General features: G+C 67.0%; 16 protein-coding genes. 12 read left to right on the top strand and 4 right to left on the bottom strand.

Annotated features, from left to right (window positions below; all coding sequences use genetic code 11):
• The coding region (gene phnY / locus B7G54_RS04355; RefSeq protein ID WP_085037906.1) for a phosphonoacetaldehyde dehydrogenase at positions 1 to 1269 on the top strand (1269 nt) is incomplete at its 5' end.
• A 45-nt stretch (positions 1270 to 1314) separates the two neighbouring features.
• On the opposite strand, the gene B7G54_RS04350 is transcribed toward phnY, so the two are convergent.
• Positions 1315 to 3555 carry a TonB-dependent receptor gene (locus tag B7G54_RS04350; RefSeq protein ID WP_085037905.1) on the bottom strand — a complete coding sequence of 747 codons (2241 nt, stop codon included), beginning with the start codon at positions 3553 to 3555 and terminating at the stop codon, positions 1315 to 1317.
• A gap of 323 nt (positions 3556 to 3878) precedes the next feature.
• On the opposite strand from B7G54_RS04350, the gene B7G54_RS04345 reads away from it, so the two are divergent.
• Positions 3879 to 4943 (top strand): asparaginase, encoded by a 1065-nt coding sequence (locus tag B7G54_RS04345; protein WP_085037904.1) that lies wholly within the window; start codon positions 3879 to 3881, stop codon positions 4941 to 4943.
• A 95-nt stretch (positions 4944 to 5038) separates the two neighbouring features.
• Here the strand turns inward: B7G54_RS04345 and B7G54_RS04340 are convergent, their stop codons facing one another.
• Entirely contained in the window at positions 5039 to 6013 is a 975-nt protein-coding gene (locus tag B7G54_RS04340; RefSeq protein ID WP_085037903.1) for a LysR family transcriptional regulator, read from the bottom strand.
• Between the two features lie 141 nt (positions 6014 to 6154).
• On the opposite strand from B7G54_RS04340, the gene B7G54_RS04335 reads away from it, so the two are divergent.
• On the top strand, positions 6155 to 7561 hold the full coding sequence (locus B7G54_RS04335) for an aspartate ammonia-lyase (protein WP_085037902.1): 1407 nt from the start codon (positions 6155 to 6157) through the stop codon (positions 7559 to 7561).
• A gap of 106 nt (positions 7562 to 7667) precedes the next feature.
• Positions 7668 to 9179, top strand: a complete 1512-nt coding sequence (locus B7G54_RS04330; protein ID WP_085037901.1) for an amino acid permease — start codon at positions 7668 to 7670, stop codon at positions 9177 to 9179.
• 61 nt (positions 9180 to 9240) lie between these two features.
• Here the strand turns inward: B7G54_RS04330 and B7G54_RS04325 are convergent, their stop codons facing one another.
• On the bottom strand, positions 9241 to 9924 hold the full coding sequence (locus B7G54_RS04325) for an alpha/beta hydrolase (RefSeq protein ID WP_085037900.1): 684 nt from the start codon (positions 9922 to 9924) through the stop codon (positions 9241 to 9243).
• 750 nt (positions 9925 to 10674) lie between these two features.
• On the opposite strand from B7G54_RS04325, the gene B7G54_RS04320 reads away from it, so the two are divergent.
• The 7 genes from B7G54_RS04320 to B7G54_RS04290 all read left to right on the top strand — a co-directional run bounded on the left by B7G54_RS04320 (position 10675) and on the right by B7G54_RS04290 (position 18273).
• Positions 10675 to 10983, top strand: a complete 309-nt coding sequence (locus B7G54_RS04320; protein ID WP_069251268.1) for a DUF485 domain-containing protein — start codon at positions 10675 to 10677, stop codon at positions 10981 to 10983.
• On the top strand, positions 10980 to 12710 hold the full coding sequence (locus tag B7G54_RS04315) for a cation acetate symporter (protein ID WP_085037899.1): 1731 nt from the start codon (positions 10980 to 10982) through the stop codon (positions 12708 to 12710). The genes B7G54_RS04320 and B7G54_RS04315 overlap by 4 nt, the downstream gene beginning before the upstream one ends.
• Positions 12711 to 13171: 461 nt before the next feature.
• Positions 13172 to 15556, top strand: a complete 2385-nt coding sequence (locus B7G54_RS04310) for an MCP four helix bundle domain-containing protein (protein WP_085037898.1) — start codon at positions 13172 to 13174, stop codon at positions 15554 to 15556.
• 22 nt (positions 15557 to 15578) lie between these two features.
• The gene (locus B7G54_RS04305) at positions 15579 to 16307 is read left to right on the top strand and encodes a methyl-accepting chemotaxis protein (protein WP_085037971.1); all 729 of its coding nucleotides are present in this window, start codon (positions 15579 to 15581) and stop codon (positions 16305 to 16307) included.
• A complete protein-coding gene (locus B7G54_RS04300; protein ID WP_085037897.1) occupies positions 16304 to 16885 on the top strand; it encodes a hypothetical protein in 582 nt (193 codons plus the stop codon). The genes B7G54_RS04305 and B7G54_RS04300 overlap by 4 nt, the downstream gene beginning before the upstream one ends.
• 22 nt (positions 16886 to 16907) lie before the next feature.
• Positions 16908 to 17867, top strand: coding sequence for a chemotaxis protein CheX (locus B7G54_RS04295; protein WP_085037896.1), 960 nt, complete (start codon positions 16908 to 16910; stop codon positions 17865 to 17867).
• A gap of 40 nt (positions 17868 to 17907) precedes the next feature.
• Positions 17908 to 18273 carry a response regulator gene (locus tag B7G54_RS04290; protein WP_085037895.1) on the top strand — a complete coding sequence of 122 codons (366 nt, stop codon included), beginning with the start codon at positions 17908 to 17910 and terminating at the stop codon, positions 18271 to 18273.
• A 21-nt stretch (positions 18274 to 18294) separates the two neighbouring features.
• Here B7G54_RS04290 and B7G54_RS04285 read toward each other — a convergent pair whose 3' ends face one another.
• Positions 18295 to 19176 carry a LysR family transcriptional regulator gene (locus B7G54_RS04285; RefSeq protein WP_085037894.1) on the bottom strand — a complete coding sequence of 294 codons (882 nt, stop codon included), beginning with the start codon at positions 19174 to 19176 and terminating at the stop codon, positions 18295 to 18297.
• A 114-nt stretch (positions 19177 to 19290) separates the two neighbouring features.
• Here B7G54_RS04285 and B7G54_RS04280 point away from each other — a divergent pair, with 114 nt between their 5' ends.
• Complete coding sequence (locus B7G54_RS04280; RefSeq protein ID WP_085037893.1) at positions 19291 to 20739, top strand: MFS transporter; 1449 nt, start codon at positions 19291 to 19293, stop codon at positions 20737 to 20739.
• The last annotated feature ends 55 nt before the right edge of the window (positions 20740 to 20794 follow it).

The following is a 20794-nucleotide window of genomic DNA, read 5'->3' as shown; positions in this document are numbered from 1 at the left end:
TACCGGCCGACGCTCACGCGTCACGATCGCGCGGCGATCCTGCGTCGCGCGGCCGACATCGTGCGCTCGCGCACCGCCGAGATTGCAGCGCTGATCACGGCCGAGGCCGGCCTGTGCCTCAAGGATTCGACGTACGAGGCGGGCCGCGTGGCCGACGTGCTGACGTTCGGCGCGGGCGAGGTGCTGAAGGACGACGGGCAGATCTTCTCGTGCGACCTGACACCGCACGGCAAGAAACGCCGCGTGTATACGCAGCGCGATCCGCTGCTCGGCGTGATTTCCGCGATCACGCCGTTCAACCATCCGATGAACCAGGTCGCGCACAAGATCGTGCCGTCGGTCGCAACCAACAACCGGATCGTCGTGAAGCCGTCGGAGAAGGTGCCGCTGTCGTGCTATCTCTTTGCGGACATCCTGTACGAAGCCGGCTTGCCGCCGCAGATGCTGCAGGTGATTACCGGCGACCCGGCGGAGATTGCCGACGAGCTGATCACGAACCCGGCGATCGACCTGATCACGTTCACGGGCGGCGTATCGATCGGCAAGTCGATCGCGTCGCGAATGGGCTACCGGCGCGCGGTGCTCGAACTCGGCGGCAACGATCCGATCATCGTGATGGAAGATGCCGATCTCGACGAAGCGAGCACGCTCGCGGTGTCGGGGTCGTACAAGAACTCGGGGCAGCGCTGCACGGCGATCAAGCGGATGCTCGTGCACGAGTCGGTGGCCGATCGCTTCACGGAACTCGTCGTCGAGAAGACGCGTGCGTGGTCTTACGGCAATCCGTCCGATCCGTCGGTCGACATGGGCACGGTGATCGACGAGGCGGCCGCGAAGTTCTGCGAGCAGCAGGTGAACGATGCGATTGCGCGCGGCGCGCGGCTGCTCGTCGGCAACGTGCGCAACGGCGCGCTGTATTCGCCGACGGTGATCGATCGCGTGACGCCCGACATGCCGCTCGTGAAGTACGAGACGTTCGGCCCCGTGTCGCCGATCATGCGCTTCCGCGACATCGACGAAGCGATCCGGATGTCGAACAGCACCGACTATGCGCTGTCGTCGTCGGTCTGCACGAACCGCTTCGACACCATTACGCGCTTCATCACCGAGCTGGAAGTCGGCAGCGTGAACGTGCGCGAAGTGCCGGGCTACCGGCTGGAGCTGACACCGTTCGGCGGCGTGAAGGATTCGGGGCTTGGGTACAAGGAAGGCGTGCAGGAAGCGATGAAGAGTTTCACGAACGTGAAGACGTACTCGCTACCGTGGTGAACGAGGCGGGGAAGGGCGTGCCACGCCCTCCCGCCACCCACGGCGTTACTGATAGAAGTTGAGCGTGACCATCGCCGAACGGCCCGGTGCCCACGTTGCATAGATCGGATACGCGCTCGAGTAATACTTCTTGTCGAACAGGTTCTGCACGTTGAGCTGGACGTCCATCGTCTTGTTCACGCGCCACGTTGCGGCGGCGTCGAAGCGCGCGTAGCCGGGCGTCCATTTCTTGGCCGTCGCGGATACCGACGCATAGGTCTGGCTCATCACCGTCGCACCGGCGCCGAGCGTGAGCTTCGGCATCACGTCGTAGCTCGTCCACAGCGTGAAGTTGTGCTTCGGCACCATCACCATCGGCAGGCCCGATGCGCCCGGGCTGCCGGGGCCCGCGTCGGTCGTGATCGCGTTCAGGTACGAGTAGCCGCCGAACACATGCCACTTCGGCGTCAGGTTGCCCGCGAAGCCGAGTTCGACGCCGCGCACGCGCTGCTTGCCCGCGTTGATCGTATGACCGAGGCCGTCGCTGACGCGTGCGTTGGTCTTCTCGGTCTGGAACAGCGCCGACGTCAGCGACAATTGGTCCTGCAGCACGTCCCACTTCGCGCCGATCTCGATGTTGCGCGAGCGCTCCGGCGCGAGATCCTGGTTCGTCGCGGTGATCTGGTCGGTGCCGCCGCCGAGGCCGCCGTTCGAACCCGGCGGGTTCGACGACGTGCCGTACGACGCATACAGGCTCACGTTGCTCACCGGCTTGAACACGAGGCCGAACTGGTAGCTGAACAGGTTCGACGTGTTCGACAGGTCGGCCACCCCGGCCTGCTTGCCGGTCGTGTCGTAGCGGTCGAAGCGCAGTCCCGTGTTGAACCGCCAGCGCTCGGACAGCTTCACGGTATCGAAGATGTACGCCGACGCGGTGGTCGTGCGCGTATTCGTCGTCGCGCCCGGGAAGGCCTTGTCGCCGTTCAGCACGATGTTGCCGGTCCACGGCATGTTCGGGTTCCAGCCGCCCGCGAGCGGCGTGCAGTTCCCCGGCACCGAGCACGGGCCGCCCGAGCGGATGTTGTTGCCCTTCGCGTCGGTCACGAGATAACCCTCGTAACGGTTCTGCTCGAGGCTGAATTCGACGCCGGCCGTCAGCGTGTGCTGCATGCCGAACAGGCTCGCGCGGCCGGTTGCTTCAGTCTGGTTCGCGATGCCGTTCGTCGCATACTTGCCGCTCTTCGCCTGCAGGCTCAGCATGGTCGGGTTCGACGCGAGGATCTGCGGGTTCGTCGCGACGTAATCGAGCATCGAGCGGCCGAACATCGTCGTGTTCTTCAGCTTCCAGTCGTCGTTGATCCGGTGCTCGACGCGCACTTCGGCGGTGTCGGTCTGCCCGTAGCGGTAGTCGCGCGTGTTCAGCCCGAAGAACTGCCCGCGATCGGTCGGCACCGGCGTGCCGCCCGACGCGCGGAACGGCACGCTGAAGTCCGGCATGTCGTACGAGTTCATGTGGTAGTAGCTGACCGTGACCGTGGTCGGCGTGTTCAGCCCGAACACGATCGACGGTGCGACGCCCCAGCGCTTGTTGTACACGTCGTTGCGGCCGGCCTGGTTCGCGTCGTGACCCATCACGTTCAGGCGCACGGCCGTCGTGTCGTTGATCTTCTGGTTCGCGTCGACCGTCGCGCGCTTATAGCCGTCGGTGCCGAAGCCGATGCTGCTGTTGATGAAGTTGTCGTTCTTCGGCGTCTTCGTGACGACGTCGATGCTGCCGCCCACCGAGCCGCGGCCCGCATAGACCGAATCGGGGCCCTTGATCACGCTGATCTGCTCGACCGCGAACGTTTCGCGGTTCTGCAGCCCCGAGTCGCGCATCCCGTCGACGAAGATCGAGTTGCGCGATTCGAAGCCGCGGATCACCGGGCGATCGGCCGACGGGTTCGCGGCCGCATCGCCGCCGAGGAACGTGATGCCCGGCACCGAGCGCAGCGCGTCCGCGAACGACGTGACGTTCTTTTCCTTGATCAGTTGCTCGGGGATCACCGTGACCGAACGCGGCGTGTCGAGCAGCGGCGCGGTGAACTTGTACGACGGCGAGCGCTTCACCTGCATGTCCGACGGCGCGGTCGACTGGACCGTGATCGCCGGCAGCGTCGCCTGCACGTCGGCGGACGGAGCCGGCTGGTCGGCGGCGGGGGCGGGGGCAGGGGCGGTTTCGGCGGAAGCGAGCAGCGGGGTCAGGAAAACGGAGCAGGTCAGCGCCGACACGAGGGCGCGAGGCCTCGTCTTGAACTGGGCGGGCATATCGAGAGGCAGCAGAAGGTTCGGTGAGCGGGCGCGTCTTCTCGATGCCGGCCAGGCAGCGCGGAGCATCGGAAAACGTCAATGTAAATGCGTATGATTCGCGTTTGCGGCCACGATTTTACGGATTGGTACTAATTCTGTAAACGATTGAATGGTTTTTGTACTAATTCAGTCAGGTTTTCGTGGGGGCGCGATTGCCTTTGCGCGGCGTGCAACACCGCTTTCCATCGCCCGGCCGGCGCGCAGCGGCGGTGACTCGATACACTTCGGTACCGGTTGGACGGGCCCCGGCAAGCAGGCCCCGAGCAAGGAGACAACACACGATGGACACCCAACGCGCAGCAGTCGTCACATACCGCGGCGATGCGATCGAGAACACGCACGTCGCCCACGTGGCGGTGGTCGATGCACGCGGCAGGCTGCTGGCCCGGTTCGGCAATCCGTTCCGGATGACGCTTGCGCGATCGGCGGCCAAGCCGGCCCAGGCGCTGTCGGTGATCGAGACGGGCGCGCCCGAACGCTTCGGCTTCGACGACGCGGACATCGCGCTGATGTGCGCGTCGCACAGCAGCGAGGACCGTCATATCGAACGCACGCGCGCGATGCTTGCAAAGGTCGCCGCGCACGAATCGGACTTGCGTTGCGGCGGCCATCCGCCGTTGTCCGACGCGGTGTACCGGTCGTGGATCAAGCGCGACTACACGCCGACCGGCGTGTGCAGCAATTGTTCGGGCAAGCACGTCGGGATGCTGGCTGGCGCACAGGCGATTGGCGCCGCGATCGCGGATTACCACCTGCCCGAGCATCCGATGCAGGTGCGCGTGAAGCACGTGGTGGCCGATGCGTGCGGGCTGCGCGATGACGAGGTCGACTGGGGCATCGACGGGTGCAACCTGCCGACGCCGGCGTTTTCGCTGGATCGGCTGGCGCGTCTCTACGCGTCGCTGGCCGACGGCGCGGATACCGTGGCGGCGGGCGGGGGCGCAATCACCGCTCGCGTGCGTGCGCTGGCGCGCATTCATCGTGCGATGACCACGTATCCGGAGCTGGTTGCCGGCGACGGGCGCTATTGCACGGTGCTGATGAACGCGTTCGACGGGCAGGTGGTCGGCAAGCTCGGCGCCGACGCGTGCTACGGGATCGGCGTGCGCGCGTCGGCGCGTACGCGGGAGCTTGGTGCCGACGGCGCGCTCGGGATCTCGGTGAAGATCGAGGACGGCAATCTCGACGTGCTCTACATGGTCGTCAGCGAACTCCTCGAGCGGCTGCAGATCGGCACGGCCGCGCAGCGCGCGCAACTGGCCGGCTTCCATCGGCCGCGGATGCTCAACACGCAGGGCGTCGAGATCGGGCACGCCACGTTCCCGTTCGAATTGCAGCCGGCCTGAACGGTGCGGATGCGCCGCCGGCCCGCGACGCGGGCCGTGCGCAGCGGCGTGCGTAGGCTTGCCGGCCGGCGCGAGCGTGAAGGCGGGCGCGGGCGCTACGCGCTCGCGCCGCGAATCTTCGCCAGCTCCAGCGCCGACAGCTCGCCGATGCGCGCGAGGTGTTCCGCGAGAAAGTCTTTCAGTACGCGCAGCTTCGCCGAACTGCGCCGGTTCGCCAGGTACGCGATGTAGATGTATTCGCCGGTCAGCCGGTTCTGCAGCCGGTAGCGCGGCAGCACGGCTTCGAGCCGGCCGCTCGCGAGCAGGTCGCGCACCAGCCAGATCTCGAATTCCGCGATGCCGAGCCCCGCGCAGGTCGCTTCGAGCAGCAGCTCCGAATGGTCGGTGACGAGGTTGCCGGCCGGCAGCAGGCTGTGATGCGCGTCGCCGTTGACGAGATTCCAGTGCGGATCGCCTTCGGGGTGCACGTAGCGCAGGCAGTTGTGTTGCCTGAGGTCGTCCGGCGTGGCCGGGCGCCCGCAGCGGTCGAGATAGCCGGGCGTCGCGCACAGGATGCTGTCGTTGCGCGACAGGCGGTGGACGACGAGGTTGTCCAGGTAGTTCTCGCCTTCGTGAATGTCGAGATCGAAGCCGCCGGCCACGAGGTCGTTGTGGTTGTCGGTGAGCCGCACGTCGAGCTGGATCGTCGGGTAGCGCGCGAGAAACGGCGCGACCAGCGGCGCGAGATGACGGCGGCCGAATGCCACCGGCGCGGTGAGCTTCAGCGGGCCGCTCGGCTGCGCATTCAGCTCGGCGACGACGCGCAGCGTGTCGTCGAGATCGGCGATCAGCGTGACGGCGCGCTCCAGGTAGATATGACCGGCTTCGGTGAGCGTGACGCTGTGTGTCGAGCGGTGCAGCAGCGCGACGCCGAGTGCCTCCTCGATCGCCGTGACCTTGCGTGCGACGGTGGATGTCGACACGTGCATCTCCTTCGCGACCGCCGAAAAACTCCCCGTTTCGACCACTCTCACGAACGCACGCATCGCGCCCAGGTGATCGATGCCGGTTTCTCTCGCGCCTTTTTTCATTCGAATCTCGCTGTTGCGTCCCACGCAAAACTGCTTTCGATAATACAGAAGCGAGCTTGTTTTTGCAAAGGCATAGAATGCGAACCCGTCGCGTCGGGAACCGGCGGACGACGAGCGGCAGGAGACATCCAGGAGGGCACGATGACAGAAAACGGCTTCCGCGTCGAAGCGGATCTTTTAGGTAAGCGAAGTATTCCGAACGAGGCCTACTACGGCGTCCATACGCTGCGCGCGAAAGAGAATTTCGACATTTCGGGTCGCACCATTGCTTCGTTGCCGTACTTCGTGATGGCGCTCGCCGCCGTGAAGGAAGCCGCCGCCGATGCGAACTGCGAGCTCGGGCTGCTGCCGCGGCCGTACCGCGATGCGATCGCCGCCGCGTGTGTCGAGATCCGCGAAGGGCGCCTGCACGACCAGTTCGTCGTCGACATCATCCAGGGCGGGGCCGGCACCTCGACCAACATGAACGCGAACGAGGTGATCTGCAACCGCGCGCTCGAAATCATGGGGCACGCGCGCGGGCAGTATGAATACCTGCATCCGAACGAGCACGTCAATCTCGCGCAGAGCACCAACGACGTCTATCCGACCGCGATCCGGGTCGCGACCTGCTTCGCGGTCGAGCACCTGCTCGAAGCGATGGCGCGCCTGCGCGATGCGTTCGCGGAGCGGGCCGACGCGTTCGCCGGTTTGCTGAAGCTCGGCCGCACGCAGTTGCAGGACGCGGTGCCGATGACGCTCGGCCAGGAATTCTCGACCTACGCAGTGATGCTGACGGAAGACATTGCTCGCCTGCAGGAAGCCGGCTGGCTGATTCGCGAGATCAACCTCGGTGCGACTGCGATCGGCACGGGGATCACCGCGCATCCGCAGTACGCGGAGAAGGCGCTGGCGGCGCTGCGGCGCATCACCGGGCTCGACCTGAGCACCGCACCGAACCTGATCGAAGCGACGCAGGATTGCGGTGCATTCGTGCAGGTGTCGGGCGTGCTCAAGCGGATCGCCGTCAAGCTGTCGAAGATCTGCAACGACCTGCGGTTGCTGTCGAGCGGCCCGCGCGCGGGGTTCGGCGAGATCAACCTGCCGCCCGTGCAGGCCGGCTCGTCGATCATGCCCGGCAAGGTGAATCCGGTGATCCCGGAAGTCGTCAACCAGGTCGCGTTCGAGGTGTTCGGCAACGACCTGACCGTGACCTTCGCGGCCGAGGCCGGGCAGCTTCAGCTCAACGCGTTCGAGCCGGTGATCGCCAGCGCGCTGTTCCGCAGCTTCAGCCATCTGACGGCCGCCTGCACGACGCTCGCGCAGCGTTGCGTGAGCGGGATCACCGCGAATCCCGAACGGCTGCGCGAAACGATGGAACGCTCGGTCGCGCTCGCGACCGCGCTGAACCCGTACATCGGCTACAAGCGCGCGACCGCCGTGGCGGCCGAAGCGCACGCAACCGGCAAGTCGATCCGCGAGGTCGTGCTGGAGCGCGAGTGGATGACCGCCGCGCAGGTCGACGAGGCGCTGCAGCCCGAAGCGCTGATCCGTCCGCGCGTGCTTTGACGCCGGCTGCGGGGCGCCGGCGCATGCCGCCGGCGCCCCGCGCGAGCTCGTTCCAGAAGCGCCCCCGCGCGGGGTGCGACACATCAAGAAACAACGGAGACTCACCATGACACATAGCAGCGAGCGCGCGGCCGGTCCGGCCGGCGGCGCGGATTCCCTTCATGCCGATCCCGATGCGATGTTCGCGTCGCACGAAACCGGCTATGCGAAGCAGTTGAAGCCGCGGCACGTGCAGATGATCGCGATGGGCGGCGCGATCGGCACCGGCCTCTTTCTCGGGGCCGGTGGGCGCCTGCAGCACGCGGGGCCCGCGCTTGCGCTCGTGTATCTCGTCTGCGGCGTGTTCGCGTTCCTGATCATGCGCGCGCTCGGCGAACTCGTGATGCACCGTCCGACCAGCGGCAGCTTCGTGTCGTACGCGCGGGAGTTCATGGGCGAGCGCGCATCGTTCGTCGCGGGCTGGATGTACTACCTGAACTGGGCAACGACCGGCATCGTCGACATCACCGCGGTCGCGATCTACATGAAGTACTGGGCCGTGTTCACGGACGTGCCGCAGTGGGTGTTCGCGCTCGGCGCGCTCGGGATCGTGTCGGTGATGAACATGATCGGCGTGAAGGTGTTCGGCGAGATGGAGTTCTGGTTCTCGCTCGTCAAGGTGGGCGCGCTCGCGGTGTTCCTCGCGGTCGGCGCCGTGTTTCTCGCGAGCGGCCATCCGGTCGCCGGCCAGATGCCGGGGCTCCACCTGGTCGCGGATAACGGCGGGATCTTTCCGCACGGCATCCTGCCGGCCGTGCTGATCGTGCAGGGTGTCGTGTTCGCGTACGCGAGCATCGAGCTCGTCGGCGTCGCGGCGGGCGAGACCGCCGATGCGCGCAAGGTCCTGCCGAAAGCCATCAATAGCGTGATGTGGCGCATTGCGCTGTTCTACGTCGGCTCGGTCGTTCTGTTGACGATGCTGCTGCCGTGGACGGCGTACAGCGCGCACGAAAGCCCGTTCGTGACGTTTTTCAGCAAGCTCGGCGTGCCGTACGTCGGCACCGTGATGAACGTCGTGGTGCTGACCGCCGCGCTGTCGAGCCTGAACTCCGGCCTCTATTCGACCGGGCGCGTGCTGCGTTCGCTCGCGATGGGCGGATCAGCGCCGCGCTTCGTGTCGCGGATGAACGCGCGCGGCGTGCCGTACGGCGGGATCCTGATCACGGTCGCGATCAACGCGATCGGCGTGCCGCTGAACTACATCGTGCCGGCCCAGGCGTTCGAGATCGTGCTGAACATGGCGTCGCTCGGGATCATCACGACGTGGGGCTTCATCGTCATGTGCCAGATCCTGTTCCGCCGCGCGGTCGATCGCGGCGAGCTGAAGGCCGTGTCGTTCCGGATGCCCGGCGCGCCGTTCACGTCGTGGCTCACGCTGGCCTTCCTCGTCGGCGTGCTGGTGCTGATGGCATTCGACTATCCGGGCGGCACGTGGACCATCGCGACGATTCCGGTCGTCGTGCTCGCACTGGTGGTCGGCTGGAAGCTGGCGAAGCGCGGTGCCGCGCGAGAGCAGGCGACGGATGCGCGTGCGTCCGCGGCCACGCGCGCCGTTGCCGACTCGGCGCGGGGCGCCTGAAGACGGTACGCGCCGCGCGTGCCGGCCCGTTCGCGGCCGGCGCTCCGGCGCCTCGTTACAGTCAGTTCAACCCGGCGCGTTCGCCGACCCATCGGCTGAAATCACCGGCCATCTCCGCGGTCAGCTCGTGGCCGGCCGCATACAGCCGCGTATCGTGCGCGACGCCGAGCGCCGTGAGCTTCGCGTCGGCGGTGTCGGCCCACGCGACGGGCAGCTTGTCGTCGAAACGGCCGTGCACGATCAGCGCATGGAGCGGGCGAAGGGCGTCGCGCGGCGCGATCAGCGGATCGATTTCAGGCAGGATGCGCCCGCACAGCACGGCGAAGGCGGCGACATCGCCCGGCGACGTGAGGCCGACGCTCGCGCTCATGATGCCGCCCTGGCTGAAGCCGGCGATCACCGTCGGCAATGCGGCGCCCGCGTCGTCCCGGGCACGGAATGCGCGCAGCAGCGTGACCAGCTGGATGCGGCTTGCGTCCGCGCGGGCCGCGTCGATTTCGGGGCCGTTCGGGCCGAAGCGCACCGGAAACCATGCGTGCTGGCCGGGCCCGAACGTGAGCGGGCCGCGCAGGAACGCGATCTCGATGCGCGGATCGATGACGTCGGCCAGGTTCAGCAGGTTGGTTTCGTTGCCGCCGACGCCATGCAGCAGCAACAGGCGGGCAACGGCGCGGCCGGTGGCCGGGCGCAGGCGGTACGGGAGGCCCGACTCGGGGTCGGTGGTCAGCGGCAGGACGTCGGTCATTGCGTGGGTCCGGAAAGAGGAGCGATGCGACAGTCTAGAGCGTGCGGACGGGAAGGTGAATTGCTGCTCGGCGATTGATTGTTTCCTCCCGGGAATGAATTCGGCGCCGCGAGCCCGCACGCGTGCGCCGGCGGTGCCGTCGCCGCGCCGGAGCGTGCCGCCTTCTACCGGGCCACGACCATGCACCCGCCCGCGAAGGGTGCCGACAGGATCCCGAACCCCGCCGTCGTATGACGCACCATCGCGACGAACGTCTGAAACTGACTGACGCTAACGCTCGGCCGCAATGCGTGAATGTCTCCCGGGAGTCGTTGCTCAGTCTGGTTGTCGCTGCAAAAAAACCGGTGTCGTATCGGCGCCCCGGAAAGTGCGCATCGTTGCCGCGGCTTCGCACCTTCGCAGCTGCCGCGCGGCTGTCGTGTCCCAGTCTGCACGGACCCTCGCCATCGACTTGATCGACGATCGCGACCGACGCAGCACGGGGACATCCGTTTATTGACGGCTATCGAAAAATTGCATCCTGACTGACCCGCATCGCTGCGTCGAAATCGCGTCGCCGTTTCGGCACGCCCCGCGCACGGTAGAGAACGCAAAGCCAGCATCTCGCGTGCGACAGCGGCACTTCGCAGTGTGCCGCTAGGGAAAACCATAGTGCCCGTGACACCGCCCGCGCAAGATCGAGTAAGCACGCAGTCAGCTTCGCTGTTCAGAATCGCCGCACTCATTCAAGAGCAAACCAGGAGACAGGCGATGCATGATGGGTTGGTTAAAAAAATCGAAGCGCATCCGAAGTATGCGCAGCTCAAGCGACGGCGCAATACGCTCGGTGTCTGCCTGACCGTGCTGATGCTGATCGTGTACTACGGCTACATCGCCCTGATCGCATTCGACAAGTCGTTCCTCGCGAAGCCCGTGAGCACCGGCGTGACGAGTGTCGGCGTACCGGTCGGCATGGCGGTGATCGTGTTCACCGTCGTCATCACCGGCATCTACGTGCGCCGCGCGAACAACGAATACGATCAACTGACGCAGGACATCCTGCAGGACGTCGCCCAATGAAGAAGACACTTTCTACGATGCTGGTTGCGCTGCTGGCCGCGGGCGCTTGCAGCGTGGCCATTGCGGGCGGCGGCGATGTCGGGCAGACCGCCAAGCAGGCGACCAACACGACGGCCATCGTCCTGTTCGCGCTGTTCGTGGCAGGGACGTTGTGGATCACCAAGTGGGCGGCGTCCCGCACGCGTTCCGCGGCGGATTTCTATACGGCCGGCGGCGGCATTACCGGGTTCCAGAACGGCCTGGCGATCTCGGGCGACTACATGTCGGCGGCATCCTTCCTCGGTATTTCCGCTGCGGTGATGACGTCGGGTTACGACGGCCTGATCTACTCGATCGGCTTCCTGGTCGGCTGGCCGGTGATCACGTTCCTGATGGCCGAGCGGCTGCGCAACCTCGGCAAGTTCACCTTCGCCGACGTCGCGGGCTATCGCTTCGAGCAGGGGCCGATCCGCAGTTTCGCCGCGGTCGGCACGCTGGTGGTGGTGGCGTTCTACCTGATCGCACAGATGGTCGGCGCGGGGCAGCTCATCAAGCTGCTGTTCGGTCTCGACTACTGGGTGGCCGTCGTCATCGTCGGCGCGCTGATGATGGTCTACGTGCTGTTCGGCGGCATGACCGCTACCACCTGGGTGCAGATCATCAAGGCGTGCATGTTGCTCGCGGGCGTGACGTTCATGGCGATCATGGTGCTCGCGCAGTACGGCTTCAGCCCGGAGGCGCTGTTCGCCCGGGCCGTGGAGGTCAAGACCGCGATTGCCGCGAATGCAGGCAAAGCGCCGGACGACGCGACCCGGATCGGGCTGTCGGTCATGTCGCCGGGCGGGTTCATCAAGGATCCGATCTCGGCTATCTCGTTCGGCATGGCGCTGATGTTCGGCACGGCCGGCCTGCCGCACATCCTGATGCGCTTCTTCACGGTGCCGGATGCGAAGGAAGCGCGTAAATCGGTGTTCTGGGCGACCACCTGGATCGGCTACTTCTACGTGCTGATCTTCATCATCGGCTTCGGTGCGATCACGCTGGTGCTGACCAATCCGGAACTGGCCGACGTGGCCAAGGGCGTGATCAAGGGCGGCGCGGGCACGGCCAACATGGCCGCGGTGCTGGTGGCCAAGACGGTGGGCGGCGACGTGTTCTACGGCTTCATCTCGGCCGTGGCCTTCGCGACGATTCTGGCGGTGGTCGCCGGGCTCACGCTGTCCGGCGCGTCCGCGGTGTCGCACGACCTCTACGCCACCGTCTTCAAGAACGGCAACGCGAACAGTGCCGACGAGCTGAAGGTGTCGCGCATCACGACGCTGGTGCTCGGCGTGATCGCCGTCCTGCTGGGCATCGCGTTCGAGAAGCAGAACGTCGCGTTCATGGTGTCGCTGGCGTTTGCGGTGGCGGCATCGGCCAATTTCCCGGTGCTGTTCCTGTCGATGATGTGGAAGGGGTGCACCACGCGCGGCGCCGTGATCGGCGGGTTCCTGGGGCTGGTCTCGTCGGTGGGGCTGACCATCGTGTCGCCGTCGGTGTGGGAAGCGACGCTCGGTTATCCGAAGGGTTCGGCGTGGTTCCCGTACACGTCGCCCGCGTTGTTCTCGATGACGATCGGCTTCGCGAGCGTGTGGCTGTTCTCGGTACTCGACACAAGCCTGCGCGCGAAGGCGGAGAAGGGCGCGTTCGCCGCGCAGCAGGTACGTTCTGAAACGGGGCTGGGGGCGACCCGCGCGAGCAGCCACTGACCGGTAGCCGGTCACGCGCCCGCCTCGGGGCGACGATGCGATGCGCTGCAGCGTCGCTCGCCGGCTCCGGGGCGGGCGGTATCGTTTCATCCGTCCGTCGAATCACTCGCCGGCAATAAGAAATCGCGAATTCGAGCGGATTCGCCGATAATTCGCAAACGTTTTACGTAAATCCGATTGCGGTTAATTCGCGGATCAAATAATTAAAAAGACAAATATCCGTATCCCGGATTTTCCGGTCGCGCATGGTTGCCCTTCAACGCCTTGGGGCAGCGGGTTAACGGCAGATCCCGGCAATACTTTAGGGTTCTTTCGTCACAATTATTCATTGCATTTTTATCAATGAACGATTGATTTCCGGTCATCGGAGCGTCATACACCATCCCCGATAATTCGGCGCTCACATTCTTTCAATAGACCAAAGGGCGATCGAAGCCGGATCGCTGCGGGGAGCTGTACTCATGACCATCCGTCATCGCATTACGCTGCTAGTCGTCCTGACGTTCTTCGCGCTGTCCGCGATCGGCATCTATGCCGTGTACCAGACACGCAAGAGCGCGTCCGAGGTGCGCCAGGTCACCCAGGGCATCGTGCCGAGCGCGCTCGCGTCCGCGGATCTCGTCGCCGACGTGAAGAACATCCAGATCGCGACGATGACGCTCGTCTACGCGCCCGACGCGAACACCGCCGCTCAGGCGCGCGACGAGCTGAAGACGAAGCAGGCCGCGCTGCGCGCCGCACTCGACGTGCAGGCGAAGTCGGCGGTCGGCCAGGCGCAGGTCGGGCTCGTCTCGCAGGCGAAGGACAGCGCCGCGAACTATTTCGCGGCGATCGACGACACCGTGAAGATGAAGGCCGACGGCAAGCCCGAGATGGCGCAGGCGTACCTGTTCGCGAACGTCGCGCAGTATCGCGACGAACTCGAAAGCATCGTCGACACGCTGCGCGTCGAGAAGAACCGCCAGAAGGACGACGCGATCAACGCGCTGAACGGGATGCTCTCGACGACGGCGACCGCGATCGCGGGCGTCGCCGGCACGGTGATCGTGCTGCTGACCGCGCTCGGCCTGCTGCTGTATCGCCAGATCACGCGCCCGCTGATCGGGATGCAGACGGCGATGAGCGAGATCGCGACGAGCCAGGATTTCACGCGCCGCGTGCCGGTGGGCCGGATGGACGAAATCGGCCATTCGATCGTCGCGTTCAACGGGATGATCGAGAAGATCCAGGAGAACGCCGCGCAGCTCAAGCAGAAGACGGCCGACATCCAGGCGATGCTGCAGAACATGCAGCAGGGGATCCTGACCGTCGTCGAAGGCGGCGTCGTGCATGCGGAGTATTCGGCGTACCTCGAAACCATCTTCGAGACGAACGACATCGCGGGCCGCGACCTGATGGCGCTCGTGTTCGACGACTCGAACATCGGTTCCGACGCACGCTCGCAGGTCGATGCGGCCGTGCACGCGTGCCTCGGCGAAGACAGCATGAACTTCGAATTCAACGCGCACCTGCTCGTGAACGAAGTCGCGAAGCGGATGCCCGACGGCCGCGACAAGTGGCTCGACCTGAGCTGGTCGGCAATCACCGACGAGACCGACACGGTCGTGCGCCTGATGCTGTGCGTGCGCGACGTGACCGAGATTCGCGAGCTGACCGCGCAGGCCGGCGAACAGCAGCGCCGCCTCGAAATGATCGGCGAGATTTTGTCGATCAGCCAGGACAAGTTCCACGACTTCGTGCACAGCGCGAAAGGCTTCCTCAGCGAGAACGAGCGGATGATCCGCCAGCACGAGCGCGCCGATCACTCGATCGTCGCGGCACTGTTCCGCAACATGCATACGATCAAGGGCAACGCGCGCACGTACAGCCTCCAGCACCTGACGAACATCGTCCACGAAGCGGAGCAGGCGTACGACTCGCTGCGCCGCGCGGACGGCGGCCCCGAGTGGAACCGCGACGCGCTGATGGACGACCTGGCCCGCGTGCGCGAGGCGGTCGAGCACTACGCGACGATCAACGCGGTCACGCTCGGCCGCAGCGGTGAAGCGGTGCAGGGCGGTGCGGACTTCCTGATGGTCGAACGCGCGCACATCAGCGAGAGCCTGCGCGTGCTCGACGGCGCCGATCCGGCGAACGCGGCCGACTGGCACGCGGCACGCGATGCCGTGCGCCGCATGCTGAGCCAGCTCGGCACGCAAGGCATCGGCGATGCGCTCGGCGGCGTGATCGAGTCGCTGCCGTCGCTCGCGGCCGAACTCGGCAAGCCGACGCCCGTCGTGCATATCGACAGCCACGGCCACCGCGTGCGCAGCGAAATCGCCGCGACGCTGAAGAACGTGTTCATGCATCTGCTGCGCAATTCGATGGACCACGGGATCGAATCGTCCGACGAGCGGCGTGCGGCCGGCAAGGCGGCGTCCGGCACGATCGACATCGCGGTCGGCGTAGGCGGCGGCGAGCTGTGGTTCGTGCTGAGCGACGACGGCCGCGGCCTCGCGCTCGACCGGATTCGCGGCCTCGCGCGCGAGCGCGGCTGGATCGATGCCGGCCATGACGCGGCGCTGTCCGACGATGCGGTGGCCGAGCTGATCTTCCGGCCGGGCTTCTCGACCGCGAGTGCCGTGACCGAAGTGTCGGGGCGCGGCGTCGGCATGGACGCGGTGCGCAACTTCCTGAAGCGCGACGGCGGCGATATCGCGCTGCGCTTCACTGACGATCGCGTCGGCGCGCCGTATCGCGCGTTCGAGACGATCGTGTCGTTGCCGGCCCGCTTCGCGGCGGACGGTGCCGCCCAGGGCGTCGTGCACGAGCGTGCGCGCAGCGCGCATATCGGCGCGGCGGAGTGACGACGTGATCGTGCAGGCGTGGATGATCCAGATGGCCGCCGCACTGGCGGGCGGCGCCGTCGTCGCCATCGTGGCGGCGGTCGTGTTTCGCGTGACGCGCAAGCGGCTCGTCGCGGCGCTTGCGCGCGACACGGCGCAATTGCGCGGCGCGCTCGACGCAGCCGATGCGCGCGTCGCCGACGCGGCGTCGGCGCATGCGGAGGCGGCCGACGCATGGGCGCAGCGCGCGGCGCAGCTCGAGGATGCGCTGGCGCGCGAGACGTCCGCGACCGGCGCGCGGCGCGACGCAATGCAGGCGCTGGCGGCCGAGCGCGCGGCGCTGGCGCAGCATGCGATGAAGATCGCCGAAGAAGCCGCGCGCCTGCGCGGGCTCGCCGGCACCTTCGAACGCTGGCACGAGCAGATGATCTCGCTGACCACGCAGAACCAGGACATGCGCGCGAAGAACCAGGAGCTGTCGGCGATCGTCGCGCACGTGTCGATCGTGTCGCTGAACGCGTCGATCGAGGCCGCGCGCGCCGGCACGGCCGGGCGCGGTTTCTCGATCGTCGCGAGCGAGGTGCGCGGGCTGGCCGCGCGCTCGCAGCAACTGTCGAACAGCTATCGCGACAGCCTGAACCGCAACGATCTCGTGACGGCCGCGACGTTCCAGGATATCCAGGCCGGCGGCAAGATGATCACGGCGGCGCTCGCGACCGTCGAGACGCTGGCCGGGCAGCTGCATGCGCGGATCGAAGGAGGCGCGGCGTGATCAGCGTGCAGGCGAAAGCCGGTTTCGAGCGGATCTTCTTCGATGCGGCGCGCACGCGGCTCGCGTCCGGCGGCGCGTGCGACATCCGGCCGGCCGCCGGCCCCGCACACGACGGGCTCGATCATGCGCACGCGCAGTCGCGCGCGAAGCCGAAGGTGCCCGAGCATGTCGCGGTGCTGACGATCTCGGCGCTGCATTTTCGGCTGCTGCTCGCGCTGCGCTTCAGCGACGACGATGCGACGCGCCGTCATTTCGCCGGTGCGACGGCGGGCACGAGCAGCCAGCGGCCGCTGCCCGAAGCGTTCATGGAAGTCGCGAACCTGTGCTGCGGCGCGATCAACCAGGCGCTGACCGTGCCGTTTCCCGACCTGGGGATGTCGACGCCTTGTCTGCTGAGCGGATCGAGCATCGACTACCTGCCCGCGCTGGCGCCCGATCACGTGGCCGCCTACGACCTGACGCTCGACGGCGACGTGCGGGTCGGTGCGACGTTGTGCGTGTGCGCGAATGCGCCGGTCGATTTCCATGTGCCGGAAACGGCCGTGATGGAAACCGGCGGCGAGCTCGAACTGTTCTGACCGACCACGAGGATTCCTTGAGATGACCCTGGATAAACCCGTCAGCAAGGTGCTCGTGCTCGACGACAGCCGCGCGCATGCCGACGCGATCAAGCGTTTCTGCGACGAGCACAACCTGGTTGGCCTGACCGTGCGGCGCAACCGGCTGCTGAAGGTGCTGCGCTCGAACATCGACCTCGGCGCGATCCTGCTGGCCGAGGATTACGGCGGCTCGCCGGCCGAAAGCGCGATCATCGCGACGCAGATCGATGCGCTGCGCCCCGAGCTGCCGATCATCCTGCGCCGCCAATCGCTCGCATCGCGCGACGGGCTGCCCGAGGCGCTCGCGCGCGTTGCATGCGCGGCCTACGTCGCGGACGACATGACGCCGCTCAAGCGGGCGATCGACGAATACCTGTTCGGCCGCGACTATCCGAACGCACTCGTGCGCGGCATCTCGGAGATCACCGAGGCGCGCATCGACAGCCTGTTCCCGGGCATGACGATCGAGCACGAAACGCCGTGCATCGTGCGCGACCAGATCATCTTCGGCGAAGTGTTCAGCCTGATCGCGCTCGAAAGCGCGTGGTGCCGCGGCTACATGCTGCTGCAGACGAGCGAGCAGCCGCTGCTCGACATGCTCGGCGGCACGCGCGACGCCGGCCGCGCGCCGGATTTCCGCGACGTGAACAGTGTGCTCGGCGAGCTGACCAACCTCGTGTGGGGTGCGTTCAAGAACCGCTATCTCGGCGACGCCGAGGCACTGGCGCGCCATCCGGTGCAGGTGCCGCTCGTCGTCAATCACAAGCAGAAGTTCATTTCGTTCGGCGGCGACTGCCCGCAGCTCTGCTTCAAGTACCGGATGACCGACCCGGCATCGGGGCGCTCGGTCTGTCTCGACCAGCGCTTCGTGTTCAGCCTGAGCTGGTCGCCGGAGGATTTTCGCGAATCGGTGCAGGACGTGGGGCCGATGGTCGAATCGGGTGAACTCGAACTGTTTTGACTATTGAAGTCAGCAACAAGGGAAGGAAGGGGAATACGACATGGCAAAGATTCTGGTGGTCGACGATTCGGGCACGGTGCGCGACGAGGTCGCGGGCTTCCTGCGCAATCACGGGCTCGACGTTGCGACGGCCGTCGACGGCAAGGACGGGCTCGCGAAGCTCCAGGCGACGCCCGGCGTGCGCCTCGTGATCAGCGACGTGAACATGCCGAACATGGACGGCCTGACGATGGTCGAGAAGATCCGGGGCGAACTGGCGAACTCGACGGTCAACGTCGTGATGCTGACGACCGAAAGCAGCCCGGCGATGAAGGAGCGCGGCAAGGCCGCCGGCGTGAAGGGCTGGATCGTGAAGCCGTTCAAGGGCGACGCGGTGCTCGACGCGCTGAAGAAACTCGCGGGTTGAGCGCGGCCGGCGGGCCGGGCGTCACGCGGGCGACGCGCCGGCAGCCGCGAATTCGTCGACGACGGCCTCGATCACGGCCTGGAGCCGCGCGGTCTTGTAGAGGTCCGCATGCGCGACGAGCCAGACGTCGAAGTAATTGCAGCGTTGCGGCATGAGCCGCACGAGCTGCGGTTCGGCGTCGGCGCGAAAGCAGGGCAGTTCCGCGACGCCGAGCCCCGCGAGCGCGGCTTCGACCAGCATCATCGTCGACGAGGTCTGGAACATCACGTGGCCGCGCGACGTCGACTCGCCGCACAGCGCGTCCCACATCGTCGGAACCACCGGCTGCTGGTACATCACGAGGTCGTGCCCGTCGAACGCGCTGCCCGGCGCCGGCTCGCCGCGTTCGGCCAGGTAGCCGCGCGACGCGTAGATACCGGTTTCCAGATGCCCGAGCCGCCTGACGATCAGGTCCGGCGATTCCGGCCGCAGCGTGCGAATCGCGAGGTCCGCCTCGCGGCGCGTGAGATTGGCGATTTCCGCGGACGTCACGCAGACCACGTCGATACCGGGATGCCGGTGTCGCAGACGGGCGATGGCGGGGATCACGAAGCGCTTGCCGAGCGTGTCGGTCGTGGCGATGCGAACGGAGCCGCACAACTGGTCGTCGAGCCCCATGACGCGCCGCTCGATCGTCAGCGACGCGTGTTCCATCGTCTCGGCGGGCTCGAGCAGCGCTTCGCCCGCGGTCGTCAGCACGTACAGCGTCGGCGTGCGCAGGAACAGGCGCGCGGCCAGCTCGTCCTCCAGCGCGGCGATGCGGCGGCCCACCGTCGCCTGGTCGACGTTCAGCCGAGCCGCGGCGGCGCGCAGCGTGCCGGTGCGCGCCAGGGCCAGGAAGTAGCGGGCGTTGTCCCAGTTCATGGTGGGGGCCGGTACGGAAAGTGATGATGCAATTCTGCATCGGGGAAATGCGAAATTACCACTTTTCTGCATGTCGCGCAGTTTCTAGACTCCCGGGATCGACCAGGAGTTCTCATGAGCGAGTGCCAGTCCGCCTCCGTTTCAGCTTCCGTTTCCGTTTCAGCCGCCATGCCCGTGACGGCGGCCGTCCGCTCGACCGCGCGGGGGCGCCACCTGACGCTCGCGCTCGTCGCGATCGGGATGTTCATGGCGGTGCTCGATACGACGATCGTCAACGTCGCGCTGCCGGCGATGCGCGCGAGCCTCGGCGCGTCGGTCGCGGGGCTCGCATGGATCGTCGATGCCTATACGTTCAGCTTCGCCGTGCTGATCCTCGCGGGCGGCACGGCGTCCGACCGGTTCGGCGCGCGGCGCGTCTATCTGGCGGGGCTGGCGCTGTTCATCGGCGCGTCGGCGGCCTGCGGCCTCGCGCCGTCGGTGACGATGCTCGTGGCCGCACGATTCGCGCAGGGCGTGGGCGCGGCGCTCTTTCTGCCCGCGTCGCTCGCGATCGTGCGCAGCACCTTCGACGTGCCGGCCGAGCGGGCGCGCGCGATTGCCGTGTGGGCCGGCATCGCGTCGGTTGCGGCGTCCATCGGGCCGGTGCTCGGCGGAGTCCTGGTGGAGGACTTCGGCTGGCGCAGCGCGTTCCTCGTCAACGTGCCGACCGGCGCGGCCGCGTTCGCGGGGGCGGCGCTGCTCGTGCGTGCGCCGGCGTTGCGTCAGGCGCGCCGGTTCGACTGGGCCGGCCAGCTCACCGGCGCGGCGGCGCTCGGCGCGCTGTGCTTTGCCGCGATCGAGTTGCCGACGCGTGGCTTCGCGGCGCCGGAAGTCCGGGCCGCGTTGCTGGCTGCCGCGCTCGCGGCGCTCGTGCTGATCGTCGTCGAACGGCGCGTCGCCGAGCCGATGGTGCCGCTCGCGTGGTTTCGCAATCGCGTGTTCGTCGCGATGAACCTGATGGGCAGCCTCGTCTATGTCGGCTACTTCGGCCTGTTGTTCGTGCTGAGCCTCTATCTGCACGGCAGCGTCGGCCTGAATGCGCGGCAGACCGGCCTGACGCTGCTGCCGCTCGCGCTGAGCCTGTCGCTCGGCAACGTGCTGTCCGGCAAGCTGCTCGGGCGGACCGATCCGGCCTGGCTGATGTCGGGCGGCCTGGGGCTGGCGACGCTCGCCGCACCGGCGCTGGCCGCCGCGCTCGCGCTGCACGCGCCGTGGCTCGTGACGTGGGCGGCGATGGCGGCGTTCGGTATGGGCACCGCGCTGTCCGTGGCGCCGATGATCGCGACGGTGCTCGACCAGGTGCCGGCGGACGCGGCCGGCGTGGCGTCGGGGTTTCTCAATGCGGCGCGGCAGGCCGGGAGCCTGCTCGGGGTCGCCATCGCCGGTGCGGCGACGATGTTGCTGCCGCAGCGGGCGTCGGCGCTCTGGGCCGTTGCCGCGGTCAGCGCGGCCGTTTATGCGAGCGCTGCGTGGGCGGCGTTGAAGGCGCGTGCCGATGCGGCAGACGCGCGTTCGCGCGTTTGACATTCCGCGGCGGGCCGGACGCACCGGATCGGCTTCGTCGACCTGACGCACGGCA

Origin of the sequence: Burkholderia puraquae (assembly GCF_002099195.1) — a bacterium.
Classification (GTDB): Bacteria; Pseudomonadota; Gammaproteobacteria; order Burkholderiales; family Burkholderiaceae; genus Burkholderia; species Burkholderia puraquae.
This window is presented reverse-complemented; position numbering and strand designations above follow the sequence as displayed.

Excerpts from the sequence above, each read along its gene's own strand:
- B7G54_RS04335 (WP_085037902.1), top strand. The coding sequence starts at position 6,155 with ATGACAGAAAACGGCTTCCGCGTCGAAGCGGATCTTTTAGGTAAGCGA.
- B7G54_RS04320 (WP_069251268.1), top strand. The coding sequence starts at position 10,675 with ATGCATGATGGGTTGGTTAAAAAAATCGAAGCGCATCCGAAGTATGCG.
- B7G54_RS04280 (WP_085037893.1), top strand. The coding sequence starts at position 19,291 with ATGAGCGAGTGCCAGTCCGCCTCCGTTTCAGCTTCCGTTTCCGTTTCA.
- B7G54_RS04325 (WP_085037900.1), bottom strand. The coding sequence starts at position 9,924 with ATGACCGACGTCCTGCCGCTGACCACCGACCCCGAGTCGGGCCTCCCG.
- B7G54_RS04285 (WP_085037894.1), bottom strand. The coding sequence starts at position 19,176 with ATGAACTGGGACAACGCCCGCTACTTCCTGGCCCTGGCGCGCACCGGC.
- B7G54_RS04340 (WP_085037903.1), bottom strand. The coding sequence starts at position 6,013 with ATGAAAAAAGGCGCGAGAGAAACCGGCATCGATCACCTGGGCGCGATG.
- B7G54_RS04315 (WP_085037899.1), top strand. The coding sequence starts at position 10,980 with ATGAAGAAGACACTTTCTACGATGCTGGTTGCGCTGCTGGCCGCGGGC.
- B7G54_RS04290 (WP_085037895.1), top strand. The coding sequence starts at position 17,908 with ATGGCAAAGATTCTGGTGGTCGACGATTCGGGCACGGTGCGCGACGAG.
- B7G54_RS04350 (WP_085037905.1), bottom strand. The coding sequence starts at position 3,555 with ATGCCCGCCCAGTTCAAGACGAGGCCTCGCGCCCTCGTGTCGGCGCTG.
- B7G54_RS04305 (WP_085037971.1), top strand. The coding sequence starts at position 15,579 with ATGATCCAGATGGCCGCCGCACTGGCGGGCGGCGCCGTCGTCGCCATC.
- B7G54_RS04295 (WP_085037896.1), top strand. The coding sequence starts at position 16,908 with ATGACCCTGGATAAACCCGTCAGCAAGGTGCTCGTGCTCGACGACAGC.
- B7G54_RS04310 (WP_085037898.1), top strand. The coding sequence starts at position 13,172 with ATGACCATCCGTCATCGCATTACGCTGCTAGTCGTCCTGACGTTCTTC.
- B7G54_RS04345 (WP_085037904.1), top strand. The coding sequence starts at position 3,879 with ATGGACACCCAACGCGCAGCAGTCGTCACATACCGCGGCGATGCGATC.
- B7G54_RS04330 (WP_085037901.1), top strand. The coding sequence starts at position 7,668 with ATGACACATAGCAGCGAGCGCGCGGCCGGTCCGGCCGGCGGCGCGGAT.